At 59.8% G+C, this 22808-nt stretch carries 18 protein-coding genes and 1 tRNA gene; 9 read left to right on the top strand and 10 right to left on the bottom strand.

The annotated features are described in order from the left end of the window. Positions 1–101: 101 nt before the first annotated feature. Positions 102–845, bottom strand: a complete 744-nt coding sequence (locus tag QSK43_RS25485) for an SIMPL domain-containing protein (RefSeq protein WP_332305806.1) — start codon at positions 843–845, stop codon at positions 102–104. 180 nt (positions 846–1025) lie between these two features. Between QSK43_RS25485 and QSK43_RS25490 the strand changes: the two genes are divergently transcribed. Further along, positions 1026–1101, top strand: a tRNA-Ile gene (locus tag QSK43_RS25490). Between the two features lie 132 nt (positions 1102–1233). Here QSK43_RS25490 and QSK43_RS25495 read toward each other — a convergent pair. Both QSK43_RS25495 and QSK43_RS25500 read right to left on the bottom strand, forming a co-directional pair. Further along, positions 1234–1605, bottom strand: a complete 372-nt coding sequence (locus QSK43_RS25495; protein WP_045018924.1) for a hypothetical protein — start codon at positions 1603–1605, stop codon at positions 1234–1236. A gap of 213 nt (positions 1606–1818) precedes the next feature. Next, entirely contained in the window at positions 1819–2451 is a 633-nt protein-coding gene (locus QSK43_RS25500; RefSeq protein WP_332305807.1) for an outer membrane protein, read from the bottom strand. A 449-nt stretch (positions 2452–2900) separates the two neighbouring features. Between QSK43_RS25500 and QSK43_RS25505 the strand changes: the two genes are divergently transcribed. Then, complete coding sequence (locus tag QSK43_RS25505) at positions 2901–3353, top strand: hypothetical protein (RefSeq protein ID WP_332305808.1); 453 nt, start codon at positions 2901–2903, stop codon at positions 3351–3353. 199 nt (positions 3354–3552) lie between these two features. Continuing rightward, the gene (locus tag QSK43_RS25510) at positions 3553–4113 is read left to right on the top strand and encodes a dual specificity protein phosphatase family protein (protein ID WP_332305809.1); all 561 of its coding nucleotides are present in this window, start codon (positions 3553–3555) and stop codon (positions 4111–4113) included. 198 nt (positions 4114–4311) lie between these two features. Here QSK43_RS25510 and QSK43_RS25515 read toward each other — a convergent pair whose 3' ends face one another. Continuing rightward, positions 4312–5571, bottom strand: coding sequence for an AGE family epimerase/isomerase (locus QSK43_RS25515; protein ID WP_332305810.1), 1260 nt, complete (start codon positions 5569–5571; stop codon positions 4312–4314). 179 nt (positions 5572–5750) lie between these two features. Here QSK43_RS25515 and metH point away from each other — a divergent pair, with 179 nt between their 5' ends. Continuing rightward, positions 5751–9524, top strand: a complete 3774-nt coding sequence (gene metH, locus QSK43_RS25520) for a methionine synthase (protein ID WP_332305811.1) — start codon at positions 5751–5753, stop codon at positions 9522–9524. Positions 9525–9696: 172 nt separating this feature from the next. On the opposite strand, the gene QSK43_RS25525 is transcribed toward metH, so the two are convergent. From QSK43_RS25525 to QSK43_RS25550, 6 genes are all read right to left on the bottom strand, one after another. Then, positions 9697–10740, bottom strand: coding sequence for a zinc-dependent alcohol dehydrogenase family protein (locus tag QSK43_RS25525; RefSeq protein WP_332305819.1), 1044 nt, complete (start codon positions 10738–10740; stop codon positions 9697–9699). Between the two features lie 75 nt (positions 10741–10815). After that, the gene (locus QSK43_RS25530; protein ID WP_332305812.1) at positions 10816–11874 is read right to left on the bottom strand and encodes an ABC transporter ATP-binding protein; all 1059 of its coding nucleotides are present in this window, start codon (positions 11872–11874) and stop codon (positions 10816–10818) included. A gap of 13 nt (positions 11875–11887) precedes the next feature. Then, positions 11888–12670 (bottom strand): ABC transporter permease, encoded by a 783-nt coding sequence (locus QSK43_RS25535; RefSeq protein WP_045018910.1) that lies wholly within the window; start codon positions 12668–12670, stop codon positions 11888–11890. Then, a complete protein-coding gene (locus QSK43_RS25540) occupies positions 12667–13551 on the bottom strand; it encodes an ABC transporter permease (protein ID WP_045018908.1) in 885 nt (294 codons plus the stop codon). Before QSK43_RS25540 ends, QSK43_RS25535 begins: the two co-directional genes overlap by 4 nt. A 205-nt stretch (positions 13552–13756) precedes the next feature. Further along, a complete protein-coding gene (locus QSK43_RS25545) occupies positions 13757–14863 on the bottom strand; it encodes an ABC transporter substrate-binding protein (protein WP_332305813.1) in 1107 nt (368 codons plus the stop codon). Between the two features lie 287 nt (positions 14864–15150). After that, a complete protein-coding gene (locus QSK43_RS25550) occupies positions 15151–16029 on the bottom strand; it encodes a MurR/RpiR family transcriptional regulator (RefSeq protein WP_332305814.1) in 879 nt (292 codons plus the stop codon). 175 nt (positions 16030–16204) lie between these two features. Here QSK43_RS25550 and QSK43_RS25555 point away from each other — a divergent pair, with 175 nt between their 5' ends. From QSK43_RS25555 to QSK43_RS25575, 5 genes are all read left to right on the top strand, one after another. After that, positions 16205–16978 (top strand): N-formylglutamate amidohydrolase, encoded by a 774-nt coding sequence (locus tag QSK43_RS25555; RefSeq protein WP_332305815.1) that lies wholly within the window; start codon positions 16205–16207, stop codon positions 16976–16978. A gap of 208 nt (positions 16979–17186) precedes the next feature. After that, the gene (locus QSK43_RS25560; RefSeq protein ID WP_045018900.1) at positions 17187–18701 is read left to right on the top strand and encodes an amino acid permease; all 1515 of its coding nucleotides are present in this window, start codon (positions 17187–17189) and stop codon (positions 18699–18701) included. 63 nt (positions 18702–18764) lie between these two features. Then, complete coding sequence (locus tag QSK43_RS25565; RefSeq protein WP_045018898.1) at positions 18765–20129, top strand: glutamine synthetase family protein; 1365 nt, start codon at positions 18765–18767, stop codon at positions 20127–20129. An 18-nt stretch (positions 20130–20147) separates the two neighbouring features. Then, the gene (locus tag QSK43_RS25570; RefSeq protein WP_332305816.1) at positions 20148–21536 is read left to right on the top strand and encodes an aldehyde dehydrogenase family protein; all 1389 of its coding nucleotides are present in this window, start codon (positions 20148–20150) and stop codon (positions 21534–21536) included. Beyond that, positions 21533–22678, top strand: coding sequence for an iron-containing alcohol dehydrogenase (locus tag QSK43_RS25575; protein ID WP_332305817.1), 1146 nt, complete (start codon positions 21533–21535; stop codon positions 22676–22678). The genes QSK43_RS25570 and QSK43_RS25575 overlap by 4 nt, the downstream gene beginning before the upstream one ends. Positions 22679–22808 lie beyond the last annotated feature (130 nt).

Here is a 22808-nt window from a genome sequence, read left to right on the forward strand (position 1 = left end):
GACAGGCGAGGGGCGTTTCATTTTGAGCATCGCCCACGCGGGCACTTGCGCACAGCTCTCGGAAAATGGGGCGACGGGCAATGCCGCCGCCCTGATCGGCTTTACTGGTCGAGAGCGAAGGTGACGTTGATAACCACGCTGTAGCTGTTCTCACCCGAAGCGATCGGCACGCTGTCGGCTTCCTTCGCCATCGCGGCGCGCATCATGCCCTGCGGCACCGGCATCGGGCGCTGCATGTTCTCGCTGATCTGGATGACGCGGCCAAGCTTCACGCCTGCCGCTTCCGTCAGCGTCTTCGCCTTGGTCAGCGCATCGGCAACGGCCTGCTTGCGGGCCTCGGTCACCGTTGCCTCCGGCTTGTCATTGGTGAAGGTGATATCGCCGCCCTGGTTGATGCCGAGCTTGACGGAGGTATCGAGGATCTCGCCGAGCTTCTTCAAGTCGCGCACGCGCACGGTCAGCCCGTTGGAAACCTGATAGCCGGTAATTTCCGGGGCGACATAAACGCCGTCCTTGGGCTCATAATGCTTGTAAAGCGGCTGCACGGAGAAATTGCTCGTCTGCAGGTCGCGGTCTTCGATGGCGGAGGCCTTCAGCGCCTTCAGAACCTCGGCGAGCGCCTTGGAATTTTCCGTAAGAGCCGCAGCCGCCGTTTCCGCCTGCTTGACGACGCTGAAGGACAGGATCGCCATATCGGGCGCGATCGCCGCCTGGCCTTCGCCGGAAACACTGATGGTGGCTTCGCGCGGAGTGGCGTCTTGCGCAAGGGCATAACCGGCAAGCGGCATGGTTACCACTGCGGTCAATGCGGTAAGTGCGAAAAGGCGGGCCTTTATCGTCGTCATGGTGTTTCCTCGTTGATTGTGTCCCTTGAGAGGGTATTGCCTTAGATTGTGAAGCTAATACGGCAGCGGCAATTTGCGATAGCATCAATGGCTTGTCGGGCTGTAAAAATTACGTTAGAGCGTGACCCACCGGATTCGAACCATTGCGAAGCCGGTGTTTCGGATAACTTGTTCCGATAAGGGCCTGTAGCTCAATGGTTAGAGCCGGCGGCTCATAACCGCTTGGTTGGGGGTTCGAGTCCTCCCGGGCCCACCATTTCCTCATGTTTCGAACGATACTTCGTCGATCATTGCCGCCTTCATGAACTATCGTCCCATCCAACAAAAAATCCGACCAGCCATTTAGACTGATCGGATCATTCATCGCGGATTTTCAGCTATAGGGCTGTCAGTTGCAGACTCGCATGCTTTCGGTGTGCCAGCCGCCGTCATAGGAATTGGGGACGCGGCGGTCTTCGAACCAGCAGCGCGGCGGGGGTGGCGGTGGCGGTTCGTAGTAGCGTGGGCCGCCGTTGCCGTTGGCGATTGCGCCGCCGATCAGGCCGCCGATGACGCCTGCGGCCAGTCCGCCGGCGATTGCTGCGCCGTCATTGTGGCGGCGGTGTTCGCGGTAGGGCGGTGGGGGCGGGCCGCCACGGTCGTAACCACGGTCATAGCGCGGACGATAGGGATAGTCCTGCGCGGCGGCGGTGCCGTAGGATGCGAAGACGCTGCCGGTGGCGACCAGCGCGGCAATTGTGGAAAGAATTATCTTTTTCATCGAGGGCTACTCCATAAGCCTGCGTCGGGAGATAGAGGCTCATTATGCCCGCATGATGGCATGGGCCTGCTGAACGGTCTGTGAATGTTTCATTTTTGCGGGGTTCATATCTTTCGCGCTGCTAAAATTGATGAGCGAAACCGGTGCGGTCTTCCGGCCAAGAAAAAGCCCGGCGGATGGCCGGGCTTTTTATGTCGACGCGGTCGGTCGGGATCAGAACTTCACACCGATGCCCACCTTGACGGTGTGCTGGTCGAGATCGGTGTTGATGCCGAAGATGTCCTTGTCGCCGAAATCATTATAGCGATATTCCAGCCTGCCGAACACATTGTCGGTGAAGGCGTAGTCCAGACCGGCACCGACAGTGTAGCCGTTGAAGGTGGTGCTGTCCTTGCCGCTTCCGGGCGTTTCGATGAAACCGCGCGTGGCCGTCCAGCCGGCGGTCCCGTAGATCAAGGCGCGGTCGAACGCGTAACCGACGCGGCCACGAACGGAACCCTGCCAGTCGGTGCCGACGTTCACGCCGGCATAGTCATTGTCGTTCCAGTTATAATCGACGTCACCCTCGATGCCGAGAACCACATTATTGTCGAACTGATAGTTGTAACCGGCAAAAGCGCCCAGAATGCCGCCATCGAAACTATCCGACGCAACGGGGCCGCCAGCCGAAAAATCGCCATTCGCCCAGCCTGCACCGCCTTGAATACCAAGATAGGGGCCAGACCAGGTGAAGACCGGCAAAGTTTCCTGCGCGACCGGAGGCGCCGGCGTTTCGTAGACGGCATCCGCAGCCATTGCGGTGCTGGCCGACAGGGCCAAGAGTGACGTTACGATCAGCGTTTTCATCGTTATTCTCCCTGAGCTGACTGACCACTATAACATATATTAGGTTCATTTAATATGGGTTGGGGATCGGCGGTTCCAAGGGGCATGGTGTTCCCTTGCATTGCCGGCCGTCCTGCCCGTATCGCGACGTTTTTTACCGCCCCGCCATGCTATTCTGATGCGTCGAACGTCTCCGGCGGCGTTTGGTTCCCTTCGCCGTTTCGCCCAGACTGCGGTGGCGCGACGGGCCGGAGTCACGCTTGGTTGTCTTGACAGCAGGGGGCACGACCATAGAGTTGTGCATGTCCGCAGCAATGCCGGTGCTTCGCCGTTCCAGCCATCCGTATATAAAACGGCATGGAGCGGCAGTTGAGACGGTGACGACGTCGGGAAGGACGGTCGTTGCGGGCAAGAATGTGCAAGGGAGGACAGGATCGCATGCGGGTCAGTTTTTATGGGGGAGGGGCTACGTGATTGTCGGAGCCGTTCTCAGTGCCATTCTTCTTCTCACCCTCATCGCTTTTCCGCGGCACCTCAAACCCGTCGTTATCTGCCTGTTGCTGATCTGGACGGCGACTGCCGCCTTTGTCATCTATGACTGGCGGCGCGGCAGCCAGCGGCTCGGCCATGTCATTGCAACAGCGGGCTTCGATGCGGCGTGCACGGACGCTGCTGCGCCCATTCGCGTCAGCTTCCGCAACGACAACGACGTCGCCATTCAGCGCCTGACCTATACGCTCGAAGGGTTCGAGCCGGCCTTCCGCGCCTCGGTCGCATTCGATCCCTATCAGGTGAGCGAAAGGCGGATCGAGGCCGGGGAGACTTTCGCCGCATGCCGCGCGTTCCGGCTGCGCAACAATGAAAGGGTGGAACCGCAACGGCTGGAATGGCGCGTTAGCGTCATTTCCGCAGAGTTTGACTGAACGAGGCTGTTCTTCCGGCTATCACGGCATTTTGAAGATTTCCGCGCCGCTGCTGAAAATCCTTGCACCGCAAGGTGTTCTTAAAGATGCTCGCGTCCTTGCCGGCCGTGCTCCGGCGGCTTTGGCTGGCGCGGGACTTGTTTTCGCCGGGTTGCGATGCCAACTCCCAACCGTCCGATGAATCTTGCGGGTTGATGTCTTGCGTATTGTTCTGAAGTTTCTGAAAGTCACCGCCATCGGTCTTGTCGCCCTGCCGGTTCTGGCGGGCGCGCATATGGGCATCGGCCAGCTGACCGGAAATTTCCACGAGGTCATTCCCGGCGAACTCTACCGTTCGGCCCAGCCGAGCGGCAAGGACATCACGGCCTATGCCAAAACTTACGGCATCAAGACCATCATCAATCTGCGTGATGAAAAGCGCGAAGGCTGGTATGACGCCGAGAGCCAGGCGGCGAAAAGCAACGGCGTCCGGCTTGTCGATTATCCGCTGAGTTCAAGCGAAAAGCTCCCGGTGGAGGAAGCGGAAATGCTGGCGGCGGTGCTGCGCAACGCCGAAAAGCCGATCCTTATTCATTGCGAGCACGGCGCCAACCGCACCGGGCTTGCATCCGCGATCTATGTGGGGGCCGTGGCCGGCAGAAGCGAGGCCGCCGCCGAGTTTCAGCTTTCGCCCTATTACGGCCATGTGCCGATCCCCGGTCTCGGGCGGTATGAAATGTATCAGTCCTGGGACGATTTCGAGGAAACCATCGGTTTTTGAGGATGGCCCGCGAGGTCTTTTCAGGTTGCGGAAGCTGAGGCCGTTGGCCTCACACGCGACGTCATCCGGCCTTGTGCCCAGGATCTATCCACGTCGCGCCCAGCCGACAGGTTGCAGATGCTCGGGACAGGCCCGAGCATGACGGAGGAGAGGTTCTCGAACCTCGTCGTCAGCAGCCTCTGCCTCCCGCAACACTCCTCAATAAAGTCCGCCGCTTTCCTTGATCACTTTCGTCAGGCTTCCCGTTGCCGGGAAAAGCGGGATGAGGCAGGCCTGAAGCGCGTGGTAGATATCGCCCTTGCCGGGAAAGAGTGTGTGGGCGGGAACCAGATTTTCCGTCAGTTCCTCATGCCAGCCGCCATTGTCGTGGTCGATGAAGTTGTTGGAAATCGTGCTCCAGATGCGGCGGTAGCTGTCTTCGTAAAACTCGTCGGCCGGCAGATTTTCGTTGAGGAAGTGGGCTGCACCCGCCGCCTCGCACATGGGCCACCAGAGCTTCGCCGTCTTGTCGGGATTGTCGTTCCAGTCGAGCGTATAAAAGAAGCCGCCCTTTTCCCGGTCCCAGCCAAGCGTCATGGATTGTACGAAAAGCGATTTCGCCGCCACCGGCATCCAGTCGTGGCGGCGCTGCCCCAGCACCCACAATTGCAGAATGAGACGCGCCCATTCCAGCCAGTGGCCGGGGGTGGAGCCGGAGGGGCGGAACATTTCGTTGCCGCGATACTCCTTGTCGAGTGTCCAGTTCTCGTCGAAATGCTCCGGCACGCGGAAATCCAGCTCGCCGGCGCGGCGGCGAATGACGAGGTCGGCGATGCGTTCGGCCTTGGTCAGGTAATTGCTGTCGCCGGTCGCCTCATAGGCCGCCATCAGTGCTTCCGTCAGGTGCATGTTGGAGTTCTGGCCACGATAGTTGTCGATGGGCGACCAGTCGCGATTGAACTCCTCGGCGATCGCGCCGTGTTTCTCTTCCCAGAAGCGGGTTTCCAGAACCTCGGTAACGTCGGCCAGCATCCGGTCGGCAAGCGGGTGGCCAACGGTCTTGGCGGAAGAGGCGGCCAGCAGCACGAAGGCATGGCCGTAACCCTGCTTGGTGGCGTCAAACGGGCCGCCATTATTGACCTGCCAGAAATACCCGCCGTGCTCGCTGTCGCGATGCTTGTTCCAGAGGTAGGTCATGCCATGGTCAACGATATCGCCGCAGCCGGGACGTCCGAGCAGATGGCCGATGGAGAAGCAATGCACCATGCGCGCCGAGGCATGGATGCCGCGCACGGGATCGTTTTTTTGCAGCGGCGCGCCCTTGGCGTCGAGATCGAAGAAGCCGCCGGCCGGGTTGACGGCGCGGTACTGGAAGAAGTCGAAAAGCCCATCGGCCTGTTTGACCAGCCATTGGCGATGCCAAGGCAAGGCGTTCCAGTTCCGGTTGTTGTGATCGTCCTCGGGCATTTCGTCCTCCATACGGTTTGCTGCTTCGGCTTATATCCTTGCCGTATAAACCTGTCATCTGCCCGTGAAATTTCGTAGTCTGCGGTAACGGCGCAAAGTCATGTCTGTCCCTTGAAGATATATTGACATAAACATATCTTTATGTGACTTGACGAGTTGCGATCTTGCAAATCGAAATGAGGAGTGTGCCCGTGTTTGACGATCTGTTCGGCCCTGAAGGGGCAAAGCGCGACGGCGCGGAAATCTTGCAGGCGTTGCGCGATGCCGCGAGCGAACGCATCCTCATTCTCGACGGCGCGATGGGTACGCAGATCCAGGGGCTGGGTTTTGATGAAGACCATTTCCGGGGCGACCGTTTCATCGGCTGCGCCTGTCACCAGCAGGGCAATAACGACCTTCTGATCCTGACCCAGCCGGACGCTATTGAGGAAATCCATTATCGTTACGCCATGGCCGGCGCGGATATTCTCGAAACCAACACGTTTTCGTCGACGCGCATCGCGCAGGCCGATTACGAGATGGAAAATGCGGTCTACGATCTCAACCGCGAGGGCGCGCAGATCGTGCGACGCGCTGCCATCCGTGCCGAGCGCGAGGATGGCCGTCGCCGCTTCGTGGCGGGCGCCATCGGCCCGACCAACCGCACGGCCTCGATTTCGCCCGACGTCAACAATCCCGGTTACCGCGCCGTCAGTTTCGACGATCTGCGCATTGCCTATGGCGAGCAGATCGACGGCCTGATCGACGGCGGCGCCGACATCATCCTGATCGAGACGATTTTCGATACGTTGAACGCCAAGGCGGCGATCTTCGCCTGCGAGGAGCGTTTCGAGGCCAAGGGTATCCGTCTGCCTGTCATGATATCAGGCACGATCACCGACCTTTCCGGCCGCACGCTTTCCGGCCAGACGCCTTCGGCGTTCTGGAACTCGGTGCGCCACGCCAACCCCTTCACCATTGGTCTTAACTGCGCGCTGGGTGCCGATGCGATGCGCCCGCATCTGCAGGAACTTTCGGATGTGGCCGACACCTTCGTCTGCGCCTATCCGAATGCCGGCCTGCCGAATGAATTCGGCCAATATGACGAAACGCCTGAGATGATGGCGCGTCAGGTACAGGGTTTCGTCCGCGACGGTCTCGTCAACATCGTCGGCGGTTGCTGCGGCTCCACGCCGGAGCATATCCGGGCGATTGCCGAAGCCGTCAAAGGCTACAAGCCGCGCGAGATCCCCGAGCACAAGCCGTTCATGTCGCTTTCGGGCCTCGAGCCTTTTGTGCTGACCAAGGACATTCCCTTCGTCAATGTCGGCGAGCGTACGAATGTTACTGGATCGGCCAAGTTCCGCAAACTCATCACCGCCGGCGATTTTACGGCGGCGCTGGCGGTTGCCCGCGACCAGGTGGAAAATGGCGCGCAGATCATCGACATCAACATGGACGAAGGCCTGATCGACTCTGAAAAGGCGATGGTCGAGTTTCTGAACCTCATCGCGGCCGAGCCGGATATCGCCCGCGTGCCTGTCATGATCGACTCGTCCAAGTTCGAGATCATCGAAGCCGGTCTGAAATGCGTGCAGGGCAAGTCGATCGTCAATTCGATTTCGCTGAAGGAAGGCGAGGAGAAGTTTCTCCAGCAGGCGCGGCTCGTCCATAATTACGGTGCGGCGGTTGTGGTCATGGCCTTTGACGAGGTCGGGCAGGCGGATACCTATCAGCGCAAGGTGGAGATCTGCGCGCGCGCCTATAAGCTGCTGACCGAAAAGGCGGGCTTGTTGCCGGAAGACATCATCTTCGATCCGAACGTGTTTGCGGTGGCAACGGGTATCGAGGAGCACAATAATTACGGGGTGGACTTCATCGAGGCCACCAAGACCATCCGCGAAACCATGCCGCTGACGCATATTTCCGGCGGCGTTTCCAACCTGTCCTTCTCCTTCCGCGGCAATGAGCCGGTGCGTGAGGCGATGCATGCCGTGTTCCTCTACCACGCCATTCAGGTCGGCATGGATATGGGCATCGTCAATGCCGGGCAGCTTGCGGTTTACGACAATATCGATGCGGAACTGCGCGAGACCTGCGAGGACGTGGTGCTGAACCGCCGCGACGATGCGACGGAGCGACTGCTTGAGGTAGCCGAACGTTTCCGTGGCACAGGCGAAAGGCAGGCGAAGGTGCAGGATCTGTCCTGGCGCGAGCTTTCCGTCGAAAAGCGGCTTCAGCATGCGCTGGTCAACGGCATTACCGAGTTCATCGAAGCCGATACGGAAGAGGCGCGCCAGCAGGCCGCCCGCCCGCTGCATGTCATCGAAGGGCCGCTGATGGCGGGCATGAACGTGGTTGGCGACCTGTTCGGTTCCGGCAAGATGTTCCTGCCGCAGGTAGTGAAATCCGCCCGTGTGATGAAGCAGGCGGTTGCCGTGCTGCTTCCCTACATGGAAGAGGAAAAGCGCCTGAATGGCGGCTCCGAGCGGAGTGCTGCCGGCAAGGTGCTGATGGCCACCGTGAAGGGTGACGTGCACGATATCGGCAAGAACATTGTCGGTGTTGTTCTCGCCTGTAACAATTACGAGATCATCGATCTCGGCGTGATGGTGCCGACGACAAAAATTCTGGAAACGGCGATTGCCGAGAAGGTCGACGTGATCGGCCTTTCCGGTCTCATCACGCCGTCGCTGGACGAGATGGTGCATGTGGCGGCCGAAATGGAGCGGCAGGGTTTCGACATCCCCCTTCTCATCGGCGGCGCAACGACGAGCCGGGTGCATACGGCCGTGAAAATCCACCCGCGATACGAGCAGGGGCAGGCGATCTATGTCACCGATGCCTCGCGCGCGGTGGGTGTGGTGTCAGCACTTCTCTCCGCCGAGCAGAAGCCCGCTTATATCGATGGCATCCGGGCCGAATATGCCAAGGTGGCGGAAGCCCATGCCCGCAACGAGCGCGAAAAGCAGCGACTGCCGCTTTCCCGCGCCCGCGAGAATGCGCACAGGATCGACTGGTCGACCTATAGCGTCGTCAAGCCGCAGTTCTTCGGCACGAAGATATTCGAGACCTACGATCTGGAAGAGCTTTCCCGTTACATCGACTGGACGCCATTCTTCCAGACCTGGGAGTTGAAGGGCCGCTACCCGGCGATCCTTGATGACGAGAAGCAGGGTGAGGCGGCGCGGCAGCTCTTCAGCGATGCGCAGGCGATGCTGAAGAAGATCATCGAGGAAAAATGGTTCCGGCCGCGGGCGGTAATCGGCTTCTGGCCCGCCAATGCGGTGGGCGACGATATCAGGCTGTTCACGGATGAAAGCCGCAGGCAAGAACTGGCGACCTTCTTCACGCTTCGCCAGCAGCTTTCCAAGCGCGACGGACGCCCGAATGTGGCGCTCTCCGATTTCGTGGCGCCGGTCGATAGCGGCGTTGCCGATTATGTCGGCGGCTTCGTGGTGACGGCGGGCATCGAGGAAGTGGCGATTGCCGAACGCTTCGAGCGGGCCAATGACGATTACTCGTCCATTCTCGTGAAAGCGTTGGCCGACCGTTTCGCGGAAGCCTTTGCCGAGCGCATGCATGAGCGGGTGCGCAAGGAATTCTGGGGTTACGCGCCGCAGGAGGGGTTTGGCAGCGATGAGTTGATCAACGAGGCCTATGCCGGCATCCGCCCTGCGCCCGGTTATCCGGCCCAGCCAGATCATACCGAAAAGAAGACGCTGTTCTCCCTGCTGGACGCCACCAACGCTGCAGGCGTGGAGTTGACGGAAAGCTACGCCATGTGGCCGGGCTCCTCCGTCTCCGGCCTCTATATCGGCCATCCCGAAAGCTATTATTTCGGCGTCGCCAAGGTGGAGCGCGATCAGGTGCAGGACTATGCGCGCCGTAAGGATATGCCGGTGGAAGAGGTAGAGCGCTGGCTCGGACCGGTGCTCAACTATGTGCCGGTGAGCAGCGCTGAGAAAATCGACAGCGCGGCTTGAGGTTTCAGGCGCCGTTGTTGCAAATGAAAAAGCGCGGGTTTGCCCGCGCTTTTTTGTGTTCCGCCGGCGAGTTTCCGTTTTATTTGGCGGTCCGGAGGTTCGGACGTCTGACCCACGCCGAAGATCGTTAAATCTCAAACTGCTGACACGACTGGTCGGAGTGCTTCGGCAGCTATTCGAACCGGTCGATGATGCTGATGCCGCTTTCCTGGAAGCTGTTCATGGCGGGCAGGGCGGTGATGGCATCGGAAAGCGTGATGTGGCGGCCGATCAGTTTTTCGGGCGCAAGCTTGCCGCTTTCGATCATTGCCAGCATATCCTCGTAACGCCATGCCTGCATGCCGTGGCTGCCGTAAATCTCCAGTTCGTGGGCGATCACCCGGGCCATGGGGATGGCGGGCATGGCGTGATCGGCCAGCATCAACCCCACCTGAACGTGGCGACCGCGTCGACGCAGGTTGCTGATGGAGTTGCAGCAGGTCTGTGGGTGGCCAAGCGCGTCGATCGAGACATGGGCGCCGCCGCCGGTTATCTCGCGCACCGCTTCCGCGACATCGGCAACCGAGCGGCTGTTGATGGTGGCGGTCGCGCCGAGCTGGCGCGCAAGTTCGAGCTTGTCTTCCGCAATGTCGATGGCGACGACCTGTGCACCAAGGCCCGCGCCGATCATGATGGCGGAGAGGCCGACGCCGCCGCAGCCATGCACCGCCAGCCATTCGCCGCCCTTCAGGCGTCCCTGATCGGTCACGGCCCGGAAGGACGTGGCGAAACGGCAGCCGAGACCGGCAGCAGTGGCGTAACTCATTGCATCAGGCAGATGCACGAGGTTCTGGTCGGCGTAATCGATGGCGACATATTCGGCAAAGGAGCCCCAATGGGTGAAGCCGGGCTGGAACTGTGTCTCGCACACCTGCTGATTGCCGGAGCGGCATTCCTGGCAATGGCCGCAGCCGGAAACGAAGGGAACGGTGACGCGGTCGCCGATTTTGAAGCGGGTAACGTTCTTTCCGACTGCTGCGATAACGCCGGCGAATTCGTGGCCCGGAACGTGCGGCAGGCGAATATCCGTGTCGTGACCCATCCAGCCGTGCCAGTCGCTCCGGCACAAGCCGGTCGCCTTCACCTCGATGACCACGCCGCCGTCGGCCGGTTCCGGATCGGGCAGAGATGCAACGATAGGGGTCTCGCCGAACAGTTCATAGAAAAGCGCGCGCATCATGGCCTCACATCGTTGGTAGCAGGTTCGAATTTATACCTGCTCTATCTGCTTCCGCCGATTGAGAAAAGCAATTTAATCTTTGATCACCATAAGATCACCGGCCGCGAATTTAAGCGTTACTTGTTCGCCAAGCGTAGGCGGGGCGGTGCCTGGATCGTTGAACATGTCGAAAGACAAGGTCGAACCGCCGAGATCGAGACGCGTGCGAATGACCGAGCCGAGGAACTGGCTTGAGGTGACGACACCGGAAATCGCGACGTCGCCCTTCGCATCGACGCCGAGAGCGCCTGCTTCCGGGCGCAAGGCGAGGGTGATTTTTTCACCGTTCGCGGCCTCGACCGGCTTGTGCAGGGTGATCTGCTGCTCTCCGACACGGATGGTATTGGTTGAGGAATCGATGACGGTGGCGTCGATGAGGTTCAGTGTGCCGACGAAGGAGGCGACAAAACGGGTCGCTGGCTTGTTGTAGATGTCGAAGGGCGAGCCGATCTGGTCGGCGCGGCCGGAATTCATGACGACGATACGGTCGGAGATCGACAGCGCCTCTTCCTGATCGTGGGTCACGAAAATCGTGGTGATGCCAAGTTTCCGCTGGATCTGGCGGATTTCTTCGCGCAGCGAAACGCGGATTTTGGCGTCCAGCGCGGAGAGCGGCTCATCCAGCAGAAGCACTTCCGGCTTCGGGGCCAATGCGCGGGCGAGCGCCACGCGCTGCTGCTGGCCGCCCGACATCTGATAGGGGTAGCGGTCCGCGAGATGTTCCAGATGGATGAGCTGGAGCATTTCCTTCACGCGTGCATCGATCTCGGCTTTCGGCTTGCCGGCGACTTTGAGGCCGAAGGCGACGTTCTCGTAGACATTCATGTTCGGGAACAGCGCATAGGCCTGAAACACCATGCCGATATTGCGCTGGTTGGGTCTACGCGTCGTCTGGTCCTTGCCGTTGATGACGATCGATCCACCGGTCGGGATTTCGAAACCGGCGATCATGCGCAGCACGGTGGTCTTGCCGCAGCCCGATGGTCCGAGAAAGGAAACGAACTCGCCCTTCTCGATGGCCATGTCGAAATCATGCACGACCTGCACGGAGCCGAAGGATTTCTTGATATTGCTAAGTGTCAAAAAGCTCATGAAAATCTTGTCCTCAGGCCTTGGGAGGCGCGCCCTTGTGGTAGCGTGAAACGAGTTGGATCAACCCTAGGCAACCCCAGGTGATGCCGAAGGAAATCACGGCAAGTGCCGCCGGTTCATAGGCGCGGTTGGCGCCGAGCAGCTGCATATAGGGGCCGAAGGCCGGGCGGTTTAAAAGTGCCGCCATGGTGAATTCACCGATGACGATGGCGAAGGTCAAAAATGCGCCCGAGAGGACGGCGACCAGTACATTCGGCAGGATGATGCGCGACAGGATGGTCGTCCAGCCTGCGCCAAGGCTTTGGGCGGCTTCCGTCAAGGTCGCGACATCAATGGTCCTGAGACCGGTATCGACGGCTCGATACATGTAGGGCAGAGCGAGTATGGCGTAACCGAACATCAGAAGAAGGTTGGTGCCGAAGGTCGTGCCGGTCAGCGGCAGCCAGCTGGAGGTGTTGTATAGCCGGATATAACCGAAAACGATGACGATGGCCGGAATGACCAGCGGCAGCAGCGTTATGAACTCGATATAGGGGCGTAGGTGCGGCAGTTTCAGGCGCACCCAATAGGCCGTTGGCACCACCAGCAGAACACCGAATACGATGGTGAACAGCGCCATCACCACCGAATAGCTGAAGGTTTCCTGAAAACGCGGGTCGGAGAGCACCTTGCCATAGGCGTCGAAGGAATATTCGCCGCGCCGCATTTTCAGCGAGAAATTGGTCATGCCGATCAGCGGCAGGGCGAAATAGAGAAGGCCGAAGACCAGCGCGCCCCAGGCGAAGAACTTCTTCATTTGAGCCACCTTTCGCTGCGGGCGCGCAGCCAGATATAGAGCGCATTGGCGATGCCGGTCACGACGATCATGCCGAAGGCGAGCGCGTAACCGAGATGCGGATTGCCGAGAACGTCGCCGCGGATCTGTGCGAAAAGCAGGATCGGCACGATGTTGAGCGAGGAGCCGGTGAGCGCAATTGCGGTGGCCACCGCGCCAAAGGCGTTGGCAAACAGCAGCGACATGGTGCCGAGCAGCGACGGCAACAGGATGGGGAAGGCCACCATGCGCCAATATTGCACGCCGGTCGCGCCGAGAATTTCCGCAGCCTCGCGCCATTCGCGCTTCAGCCCGTCCAGCGCCGGTGTGATGATGAGGATCATTAGCGGTATCTGGAAGAACAGATAGGTGACGGTCAGGCCCCAGAACGACAGGATGTTGAAGCCGAGGAGTCTCAGATCAATACCGATCTGTGTCTTCAGGAATACGGTGAGGAGGCCGACAGGGCCAAGCGTGGCGATGAAGGCGAAGGCGAGCGGCACACCGGCAAATTGCGAGGCGACGCCCGAAAATGTGAGGAGTGGCCCGCGGATACGCTGCGGCAATCCGCCGAGAACTACGGCCGCGGCGACGGCAAAGCCGACCAGGCAGCCGAGGGCTGCCGAAGCGAGGCTGATCTTGATCGAAATCCAGTAGGCCGCGAGGATGGAAGGTGTGAAAAGCCCCGCGATGTTTTCGAGCGTAAAGCTGCCATCGGGGCGCTGAAACGCGCCGATAACGATCTTCATCGTCGGCAGGATCAGAAACAGCAGAACAAAAACGGCAAAAGGTACGACGCCTATCCAGTTAAGCGGCAACTTCCTGCCCGCATCGGATGGTCCGCCGGTGTTGGTTGATGGCATGCCTTGTCCCCAAACGCCGTTTTCAAAACGGTCTGTCTATAAAGGTCTTTAACTATAGCACGTCCGGTTGAAACGGTACCGTCGGAGGCGCTCTCGATCTTTGTTTTGCGCATTTTCCGGACATAAACCGCTGCGCACTTTTACTGGAAATGCTTTAAAAGAAGCACCCCGGCTTTTTGACCAGCCGGGGTGCGTTTTCAACAGTTTACTTCACGTTCGCGCCGACGACGCTGTCCCAGCCGCCGGTAACGGCCGCCTTGTTGGCGTCGACTTCCTCGAGCGTCGGGAAGATCGCCTTTTCATAGGCTGCTGCCGGCGGCAGGCTGTCGATCAGTGCCTGCGGAACCTTGCCGGCCTTGACCATGGCGTTGAAGCGGATCGGGTGGCAATAACCCTTCAGCCAGCCAAGCTGACCGTCGTCGGAATAGAGGTGTTCCATCCAGAGCTTGGCAGCGTTCGGATGCGGGGCGTAGGCGGAAATGCCCTGGACGTAGACGCCGGCCAGAACGCCTTTTTCCGGAACCACGACTTCCGTGGGCGGGTTGTCGTTCAGCGTCTTCTTCCAGGAAAGCGCGTTATAGTCCCAGGCGACGATGATCGGGGTAGCACCCTGCGCCAGCGTTCCGGCCTTGCCGATGACAGGCAGGAAGTTACCGGCCTTGTTGAGATCGGCAAAATATTTCAGGCCAGCTTCGCCAGCTTCCTTGCCGGATTTTGCACCCGATGCCAGACCAGCTGCAAGAACGCCGAGGATAGCCTGGTTGGAAGCGCGCGGGTCGCCGGCAAGTGCCACCTGACCGGAATATTCCGGCTTCAGCAGGTCGGCCCAGTCTTTCGGCACGTTGGTGACGAGGTCCTTGTTCACGAACATCGACATAACGCCGTAATAGTCACCGTACCAGTAACCATCGGCATCCTTGACGTTATCGGGAATTTCGTCCCAGGTGGAGACCTTGTAAGGCTGCAGCAGGCCTTCGGCCTTCATCTGCGGGCCGAAGGCGAGACCGACGTCGACAACGTCAGGAGCCTGCGGGCCCTTGTTGTCCTTGTTCGCCTTGACCGCTTCGACTTCATCGGCAGAGCCGGCGTCGGGGTTCAGTTCGTTGACGGTGATTTCCGGATATTTCGCCTTGAAAGCGGCGATGACCTCGCCGTAACCACACCAGTCGTGCGGCAGCGCAACGGTGGTCAGCATGCCTTCCTTCTTGGCGGCGGCGATCAGTTCGGCGCTCGGCGCGGCGGCAGCGATCGCGGTGGAGGCCATTACCAGAGCGGTGGTGGCAGCAAGCAGTCGACGGCAATGAGAGATCACTTTTTTCTCCTCTTCGTGTTCTCGTATTACGGACGCTGATACGGATTCTGGATGAAGCTAATGTGACGGCCGGATTGCAATTTATTTATCCGGATTCCGCCACTTTACGCCCATTTTCCGCCATCGCCCGGCTTTGTGCCTGCAATTGCGGGGAATCCCATCATCATTCGTGTTGGCCAGATATGTTCCCCAGCTTGTTTTTATCCTGCTTTATCGCGCTGGTATCGATTTCAGGTATCCAATCAGCCGGCGGTTTCCGCGTCAAGCACTGTGCCGGCTACTGATGTTCATGTCCGGTCCGGCCTGCGGAACAGGCGTGTCTGCTCAAACAGGCCTTCCAGCGCGTTCATTCGCTCCCTGGTTTCATCCCAGGTGCCGCTTTGCACCGCTTCGATCAGTGCTTCGACGACAAACAACGTGACGACCGAGGAATCCCATGCCGAGGGCGCCTCGATCTTGACGCGGAAGGTGTGCAGCGCGTGGCGCGCCACCGGTGACGTCCATTGATCGGTAAAAAGAATGATCTGTACGCCGTTTGCCTTTGCCACCTCGGCGAGCGTCGTCATGTCGTGCTCGTAGCGGCGGATGTCGAAGATGACAAGCACATCGCCGGCGCTCATGTTCAGCATATATTGCGGCCAGGCGCTGGAGTTCGACGACATCAGCGTCGTCTTCGGCCGGATCACCTGCATATGGGTGAAAAAATATTCGGCTATCGCGCCGGTGATGCGCCCGCCGACGAAATAGATGCTGCGTTTGCGGTCCGAGAGCAGCTTTGCCGCATTGTCGAAGACGGCGGTGTCGAGATCGCTCAGCGTGTCGCGCAGATTGCCGGTGATGGCATCGGCGAAGCGGTTGAGAATGTGCAGGCCCGGCGCATTGGTGGCCCAGCGGTCATGTTTCGCGATCGGGCCGGAGATCGTCGCTTCCAGTTCCTGATGCAGGTGGGCCTGAAATTCCGGATAACCTTTGTAGCCGAGTTTCTGCACCATGCGCGCCACGGTCGGCGTCGAGACACCGGCATTTTCGGCAATGGTGGTGATGCTGCCGAGACCCGAGACGGGGTAGTTGCCGAGCAGGCTCTCCGCCAGCCGTTTTTCCGAACGGGTCAGCGCGGCGTAGTGAGCATGAATGACATCCGACACGGTGGCCGTTGTGCTGCGCAAATTTTTCCCCTTCCGGTCTTTCTGCCGGTGTATCTGCTGAAATAAACATCTGCGCCAGCTACAGAGTCAATGGGCGAATGAAGAGAAAATTTCAAAATTCCATTTGACACCGACCATAATGTGAAGAATTCTTTTCTTCATTGGCGGAAATAGCGGTTCGGGGCGGGATGCGTGCATGACGGTGCGTTCACGGTTTTTCACAGAGGCGGAAGGGCAGGCTGTCGGCATCGAGAATGCCGCCGCGAAGGGCGATGTCATTCTCGTCTGCGAACACGCCTCCGCCATCATCCCGCAAAAATTCGGTACGCTCGGTCTTTCGCAGGACGTGCTTTCGAGCCACGCGGCCTGGGATCCGGGTGCTCTGGCCGTTGCCAGGCTGCTTTCGCAAAGTCTCGACGCGACGCTGGTCTATCAGCGGTTTTCGCGGCTGGTCTATGATTGCAACCGTCCGCCCGAATCACCTTCCGCCATGCCGGTGAAAAGCGAGATTTACGATATTCCCGGCAATCTCGATCTGAGCGAGGCGGAGCGGTTCGCCCGTATCTCAGCACTTTACGTGCCGTTTCACGACCGTGTCAGCGAGATCATCGCCGGGCGGCAGGCCGCAGGCCGCAAGGTGGTGGTGGTGACCGTTCACAGCTTTACGCCGGTCTATCACGGAAAATTCCGCGAGGTGCAGATCGGCATCCTGCACGATACCGACAGCCGAATGGCCGATGCGATGCTGGCGGGCGCTGAGGGTTCTGCGCTGACGGTCAGACGCAACGATCCTTACGGTCCGGAAGACGGTGTGACGCATACGCTGCGGCTGCACGCGCTACCGGACGGACTTTTGAATGTGATGATCGAGATCCGCAACGATCTGATCGCCAATGAGGGAGACCAATCGGCAATTGCCGGGTTTCTCCACGAGCTTATGGGGAAAGCGCTCTCATCAATCGATGAGTGAGGGAGCAAGGGCGGCCGATGGTGAAAACACCGGGGCCGACCGTCAATGAGACTGCCGCCATTCGATAAAAGCCGGAACGGCATGAAGCGGCAGGGGAACAGCAGATGCGTGCGGCGCAGCGCGGGAAACTTCCCGGGCGGTGCCGGAAACTGGGGCACAATCAGCCAATAACGGTTGACTGGCTTTTTTCTTATCAGGAGAGAAGGGCATGGACGGTTCATCATCAGGCGTCAGCTACAAGAAGGCTGATGCATCCTATTTCGAAAAACGCGGACTATCCCGTTACGCGGGCGTTTGGTCGTTGTGGGCGCTTGGCGTCGGCGCGGTCGTTTCCGGGCATTTTTCCGGATGGAATTTCGGTTTCTCCACCGGCGGCTGGGGTGGCATGCTGGTGGCTGGCATCATCATCGCCGTCATGTATCTCGGGCTGACATTCTCCATTGCGGAAATGAGCCCGGCGCTACCCCACACGGGCGCAGCCTATTCCTTCGCTCGCACCGCCATGGGGCCGTGGGGCGGGTTTGTCACCGGACTTTGCGAGAATGTCGAATATGTTTTGACGCCGGCGGTCGTCGTCACGTTCATCACCGCCTATGTGAATTCTATTCTCGGGCTGGATCCCGCCTATTCGCCATTCGTCTGGATCGCTTTTTACGCGATGTTCCTTGCCCTCAATGTCTTCGGGCTGGAGCTTTCCTTCAAGGTCACGCTGGTCATCACGCTGATTTCGCTCGGTGTTCTCGTGTTCTTCTGGATCAGCGCCATTCCGAACATGGATTTCTCGCGTTATGCGCTGAATATCGGCGTCGGGCCGGATGGCAAGGCGGTCGAGTTGCCGGAGGGCGGCGGTTCCTTCTTCCCCTTCGGTTTTTCCGGTGTTCTCGCCACGCTGCCCTTTGCGGTCTGGCTGTTCCTGGCCATCGAGCAGTTGCCGCTGGCGGCTGAAGAATCGGTCGATCCGAAACGCGACATGCCGAAGGGCATCATCCTCGGCATGGTTACGCTGATGGTCTCGGCCTTCATGATCGTGCTGCTCAATCCGTCCCTGCCGGGCGTCGGCTCTTTCCATCTCAGTTCCTCGCTCGAACCGCTGCTGGACGGCTTCAAGGCAATCTACGGCGATGGCGGCGTGGTGCTGCTCGGTCTCGTGGCGCTTACCGGCCTGATCGCCAGCTTCCATACGATCCTCTATGCGCAGGGTCGCCAGATCTATTCGCTGTCGCGTGCGGGCTACTTCCCGACCGTGCTGTCGATCACCCATTCGAAATACCGGACGCCATACGTTGCCAACATCGCCGGCGCTCTCGTCGGTCTTGCGGTCATGCTCGTCATCTGGTTCTCGCTGGGTGCGGAGCAGGGCGGCAGCATCATCGGCAGCGTTCTCCTCAACATGGCAGTGTTCGGCGCCATGTTCTCCTACATCCTGCAGGCGATTTCCTTCATTCTGCTCAGGAAAAACCTGCCGCATATCGAGCGGCCGTTCCGCTCGCCCTTCGGCATTCCGGGTGCAGTATTGACGGTTATCATCGCCATCGTAACGCTGCTCTATCAGATCCAGGACCCGAACTTCACCAAGGGCGTGCTCTGGGTGGCCGTGTGGTTTGCCGTCGCGATCGCTTACTTCGCCTTCGTCGGACGCCATCGCCTCATCCTGTCGCCGGAAGAGGAGTTTGCGCTGGAGCACAAGCAGGCTGCCGTTGCAGCAGCGGGTGCGAAGGCCTGATGCTCGAACAAACGGGCGGCCGCATCCCGGCCGCCCTTCCATATTAAAAGGGAACGGACGAAAATGACGAGCTATACATTCGACGCGCTTAAAATGGATGTCGCCGAAGGGCGCATCGACACGGTTCTGGCCTGCCTTGTCGACATGCAGGGGCGTCTGATGGGCAAACGGTTCCAGGCGGAGTTCTTCGTCGAAAGCGCCTTTGAGGAAACCCATAGCTGCAACTATGTGCTTGCCACCGACATGGAGATGGAAACCGTTCCCGGTTACAAATCCTCAAGCTGGGAAAAGGGATACGGCGACTACACGCTGAAGCCCGACCTTTCGACGCTGCGGAAGGTGCCGTGGCTGGAGGGAACGGCGCTGGTTCTGTGCGACGTTCTGGATCATCACACCCATGAAGAAGTGCCGCACTCGCCGCGTGCACTTCTGAAAAAGCAGGTGGCGCGGCTGGAGGCCATGGGGCTGAAGGCCTACATGGCGACCGAGCTGGAGTTCTTCCTGTTCGATCAGACCTTCGACGCGGCGCGGGCCAGCGGCTACAAGGACCTGAACCTCGCCAGCGGCTACAACGAGGACTACCATATCTTCCAGACGACCAAGGAAGAAGACGTCATGCGGGCGCTGCGCAAGGGCCTGCAGGGTGCCGGAATTCCGGTCGAGAATTCCAAGGGTGAGGCGTCTCCCGGCCAGGCTGAGATCAACGTGCGTTATGCCGAAGCGCTGACCATGGCCGACCGGCACGCCATCATCAAGAACGCCACCAAGGAAATCGCCTGGTCGAAGGGCAAGGCGGTGACGTTCCTCGCCAAGTGGAACTACAATGCCGCCGGCAGTTCCTCGCATATTCACCAGTCGCTTTGGAGCCTGGACGGCAAGCCGGCTTTCCTCGACAAGGACGGCGAACATGGCATGTCGGATGTGATGCGGCACTATGTTGCCGGGCTTCTGGCGCATGCCAGCGACATCACCTATTTCCTGGCGCCCTATATCAATTCCTACAAGCGGTTCATGGCCGGCACGTTTGCGCCGACCAAGGCGATCTGGAGCCTCGACAACCGCACGGCGGGATATCGCCTGTGCGGCGCCGAAACGAAAGGCATCCGTATCGAATGCCGCGTCGGCGGCTCCGATCTCAATCCCTATCTCGCCATGGCAGCCTTGCTCGCAGCGGGCATTGACGGCATCGAAAATAAACTCGAACTTGAGCCCGCTTTTGTCGGTGACGCCTATGGCGGCAAGGACGTGCGCGAGATACCCAAGACATTGCGCGACGCCACCGCCTTTCTGGACGGATCGAAAATGCTGCGCCAGGCCTTTGGCGACGATGTGATCGATCATTACGTCCACGCCGGAAGGTGGGAGCAGGAAGAATACGACCGCCGCGTGACCGACTGGGAAGTGGCGCGCGGTTTCGAACGAGCCTAATCATTACGGGAAAACATCATGACCATGATCCAGAATATCTCGCCCATCGACGGCTCGGTTTATGCCGAGCGGGAGGCGATGTCGCTGGAAGCGGCGCGCGCCGTCGTTTCGAGCGCGCGCAAGGCGCAAAAGGACTGGGCACGGCGTCCGCTTGAGGACCGCGTTCAGCTGGTTCTGAAGGGTGTGGCGCGCCTCAATGAAATGGTGGCGGAAGTCGTGCCGGAACTGGCCCATATGATGGGCCGTCCGGTTCGTTACGGTGGCGAGTTCAAGGGCTTTAACGAGCGTTCCAACTACGTCGCCTCCATCGCGGCCGATGCGCTTGCCCCGCTCGTCATCGAGGAAAGCGGCAATTTCGAACGCCGTATCGAGCGCGAGGCGCATGGCGTGGTCTTCGTCATCGCGCCATGGAATTATCCTTACATGACGGCGATCAACACCGTCGCGCCCGCCCTGATGGCCGGCAATACGGTGATCATCAAACATGCGGCGCAGACGCTGCTGGTGGGTGAGCGCATGGTGCGGGCTTTCGTCGAGGCCGGCGTGCCGGAAGATGTGTTCATCAACGTCTTCCTCGACCATGCCACGACCTCGGCGCTGATTTCCGAAGGCCTGTTCAATTTCGTCAATTTCACCGGTTCGGTGGAAGGCGGGCGGGCAATCGAGCGCGCCGCTGCCGGCACCTTCACCGGTCTCGGGCTTGAACTCGGCGGCAAGGATCCCGGTTATGTGATGGAGGATGCCGATCTCGACGCCGCCGTCGATACGCTGATGGATGGCGCGACCTTTAATTCCGGGCAATGCTGCTGCGGCATCGAGCGCATTTACGTCAACGAAAACCTCTATGACGAATTCGTCGAGAAGTCCGTGGCGTGGGTCTCCAACTACAAGCTCGGCAATCCGCTGGCTGAGGAAACGACGCTTGGGCCGATGGCCAACAAGCGTTTCGCCAAGGTAGTGCGCGCGCAGATCGCTGACGCCGTTTCCAAGGGTGCGAAGGCATTGGTCGATCCGAAGCTTTTCCCCGCCGATGACGGCGAGGGGGCCTATGTCGCGCCGCAAATCCTCGTCAATGTCGATCACTCCATGGAATTCATGACCGAAGAAACCTTCGGTCCCGCCCTTGGCATCATGAAGATCAGGAACGACGACGAAGCCATCGCGCTGATGAACGACAGCAAGTACGGCCTCACCGCCTCGCTCTGGACGCAGGATGCGGCACGCGCAGGGCGGATCGGCCGCGAGATCGAAACCGGAACCGTGTTCATGAACCGCGCCGATTATCTCGATCCCGCCCTTTGCTGGACCGGCGTGAAAGAAACGGGCCGTGGCGGCTCGCTTTCCGTCCTCGGTTTCCAGAATCTGACCCGACCGAAATCCTACCATCTGAAGAAAGTCACGACATGAACATCGTCGCCAACTGGAGCTATCCCACCGCCGTCAAGCTTGGCCGTGGCCGGATCAAGGAACTGGCGGAAGCCTGCAAGACGCTCGGCATCAAGAAGCCGCTGCTCGTCACGGATCGCGGCCTTGCCAATATGGCGATCACCGCGCATGCGCTCGATGTGCTGGAAGAGGCTGGCCTCGGCCGGGCGATCTTCGCCGATGTCGATCCGAACCCTAACGAGATCAACATGGAAGCGGGCGTGAAAGCCTATCGCGATGGCGGCCATGACGGCGTCGTCGCTTTCGGCGGCGGTTCGGGCCTCGATCTCGGCAAGACCATCGCCTTCATGGCCGGGCAGACGCGCCCGGTCTGGGATTTCGAAGATATCGGCGACTGGTGGACGCGGGCGGATGCCGCAAAGATCGCGCCCATCGTCGCCGTGCCGACGACTGCGGGCACCGGTTCGGAAGTCGGCCGCGCCAGCGTCATCACCAACTCGCAGACCCATGTGAAGAAAATCATCTTCCATCCGAAGCTTTTGCCCGGCGTCGTCATCTGCGATCCGGAACTGACGGTCGGCATGCCGAAGGTCATCACGGCGGGCACGGGCATGGATGCCTTCGCCCATTGCCTCGAAGCCTATTCGTCATCCTTCTATCATCCGATGAGCGCCGGCGTGGCGCTTGAGGGCCTGCGTCTGGTCAAGGAATTTCTGCCGCGCGCCTATAAGGATGGCACGGATATCGAGGCGCGCACCAATATGATGGCGGCGGCGGCAATGGGGGCGGTCGCCTTCCAGAAGGGTCTCGGTGCCATTCACTCGCTCTCGCACCCGATCGGCGCGGTCTACAACACCCATCACGGCATGACCAACGCGGTGGTGATGCCCGCCGTGCTGCGCTTCAACCGCCCGGCCATCGAGGAAAAGATTGCCCGCGCGGCAGCCTATCTCGGCATTTCCGGCGGTTTCGACGGCTTCTATGACTATGTGCTGGAGCTTCGCAAGGAACTGCATGTGTCGGAAAACCTGACCGCCATGGGCATCAAGCCTGATCGTATCGACGAACTGGCGGCGGAAGCGATCAAGGATCCGAGCTGCGGCGGCAATCCGGTGCCGATGACGCTGGAGAATACCAGGGCGCTTTTCGAAGCCTGCTTTTAACGGGTATCCTGTATTCGCTAGGCTTGCGAGAGATTGAGTGGGTGCGGCTTGTCTTCTTCTCCCCGCCGGGGGCTGTTGCAAAACCGTTGAACTATGATTCACTGTCTTTATCGACGGAGGATTGTTTGAT

This window comes from Rhizobium sp. GR12, from assembly GCF_036596185.1.
GTDB lineage: Bacteria > Pseudomonadota > Alphaproteobacteria > Rhizobiales > Rhizobiaceae > Agrobacterium > Agrobacterium nepotum.